The sequence below is a fragment of the Acidovorax sp. FJL06 genome (genome assembly GCF_003852545.1).
Classification (GTDB): domain Bacteria; phylum Pseudomonadota; class Gammaproteobacteria; order Burkholderiales; family Burkholderiaceae_C; genus Acidovorax.
Genome location: NZ_QAJR01000022.1, coordinates 2,298 through 4,031 on the forward strand (window position 1 = coordinate 2,298; position 1,734 = coordinate 4,031).

2 protein-coding genes and 1 pseudogene are annotated in these 1,734 nt (G+C 68.6%); all 3 read right to left on the minus strand.

Annotated features, from left to right (window positions below; translation table 11 throughout):
* Nucleotides 1-548: pseudogene (gene ribB / locus DBV10_RS23150) on the minus strand (3,4-dihydroxy-2-butanone-4-phosphate synthase); the annotation flags it as partial.
* A 226-nt stretch (nt 549-774) separates the two neighbouring features.
* Nucleotides 775-1,071 (minus strand): 2Fe-2S iron-sulfur cluster-binding protein, encoded by a 297-nt coding sequence (locus DBV10_RS13690; RefSeq protein WP_124514177.1) that lies wholly within the window; start codon nt 1,069-1,071, stop codon nt 775-777.
* Nucleotides 1,072-1,084: 13 nt separating this feature from the next.
* Complete coding sequence (locus tag DBV10_RS13695) at nt 1,085-1,720, minus strand: DUF938 domain-containing protein (RefSeq protein ID WP_124514178.1); 636 nt, start codon at nt 1,718-1,720, stop codon at nt 1,085-1,087.
* Nucleotides 1,721-1,734 lie beyond the last annotated feature (14 nt).

Below are 1,734 nucleotides of genomic sequence, written 5' to 3' on the forward strand. Positions count from 1 at the left end.
GGCAGGCGGGCCATGGTGCCGTCGTCCTTCATGATCTCGCAGATCACCGATGCGGGGCTGCAGCCGGCCATGGCGGCCAGGTCGCAACCGGCTTCGGTATGGCCGGCGCGCATCAGCACGCCGCCATCCACTGCCTGCAGCGGGAAGATGTGGCCGGGTTGCACCAAATCAGTGGGCTGGCTGTTGCGGTCCACGGCCACTTGCACGGTGCGGGCGCGGTCGGCGGCCGAGATGCCGGTGGTCACGCCCTCGGCCGCCTCGATGGAGACCGTGAAGGCCGTGCTGTACACGGTGCCGTTGCGTGCGGCCATGGGCGGCAGCTTGAGGAACTCGCAGCGCTCGCGCGAGAGCGTCAGGCAGATCAGGCCGCGGCCGAAACGGGCCATGAAGTTGATGGCCTCGGGCGTGACATGGTCGGCGGCCAGGACGAGGTCGCCTTCGTTTTCGCGGTCTTCTTCATCCACCAGGATGACGATGCGCCCGGCGCGCATCTCGGCCACGATGTCCTCGACGGGCGAGATCGGCACGGGGGTGAGGGGGGTGTTCATGGAAGGTGGGGCTTTCTGTGGGAGCCTCTGGCGGCGTGCCAGCTGGCGGTGCGCTGCAGCACAGGTTCCCGTGGCCGAAGGCAGCTGCTGTGCCCCCAAGAAACCGCCCCAAAGAACATGCGATGCGGCGCTGCCGCACGTCAAAGGAGCATCTTGCTCCCGAAGGCGTGGATTTTAGTGCACCGGGGGCCGTTCCGTCTCTGAACGGGGTGGTGTCTGACGAAGATCAGATGGCGCTGCCCTGCAGAACGACGTCCGATGCGGGATAGGCCACGCAGGGTAGCACGCAGCCTTCTTCCTTCTCTTCGGCCGTCAGGCCAGGCCATTCGATGGCGTAGCGCACCGTGCCCTCGACCAGGTGGCCCAGGCAGGTGCGGCAGGTGCCGTTGCGGCAGGAGCTGGGCCAGTCGATGCCGCCCTGTTCCATCGACAGCAGCAGGGGTTGCTCGGGCCATGCGTCGCATTGCAGGCCATCGGGCTCGACCTTGGCGATGAAGAAGGGGGCGGTGGCAGGTGTGTTCATGGGGCGTGTTTCGTCAAGGGTTGCGGGCGGCGTGGGTCCACACCAGCAGCAGGTTGTTGGCAGGCATGGCATGCCGCGCCGCCAGTTGCAGGCCGGCGCTGGCGGCCACGGTGGCCACGTCTTCAAGGCGGCGGATGCCCCAGGTGGCGTCCTGTGCACGCAGGCTGGCGTCAAAGGCCAGGTTGCCCGGGGCCGTGGGCACGCCGTCTTCCAGGTAGGGGCCATAGGTGACCAGGTGGCCACCCATTGCCAGGTGGCGGGCCGCTCCCTGCATGAGCCCGGTGCAGCACGCCCAGGGGGCGATGTGCAGCATGTTGGCGCAGTAGATCAGGTCGAACGGGGCGCCGAAGGCCGGGCCTTCGGTGGGCCACGGCGTTTGCAGCACATCGAGCCGCAGCGGCGCACGCATGTTGTGCGCCTGCGCCTGGGCGGCCCAGCCCGTGATGGAGCCAAAGTGGGTGGCCTGCAGGTCGGTGGGTTGCCAGCTCCAGCCGGGCAGGGCTGCGGCAAAGTGGGCGGCGTGCTGCCCGGTGCCGCTGGCAATCTCCAGTGCGGCCCCCGCTGGCGCAAGCAGGGCCAGGAGCTGCGCCAGGATGGGCCCTTGGTTGCGTTCTGCGGCGGGGCTGTGCTGGAGGGGGGCGTTGGGCATGGGTATTTTTGGCC

What these genes read in the sequence shown, in the direction of transcription:
- DBV10_RS13690 (WP_124514177.1), bottom strand. Translation starts at nt 1,071, where the DNA reads ATGAACACACCTGCCACCGCCCCCTTCTTCATCGCCAAGGTCGAGCCC.
- DBV10_RS13695 (WP_124514178.1), bottom strand. Translation starts at nt 1,720, where the DNA reads ATGCCCAACGCCCCCCTCCAGCACAGCCCCGCCGCAGAACGCAACCAA.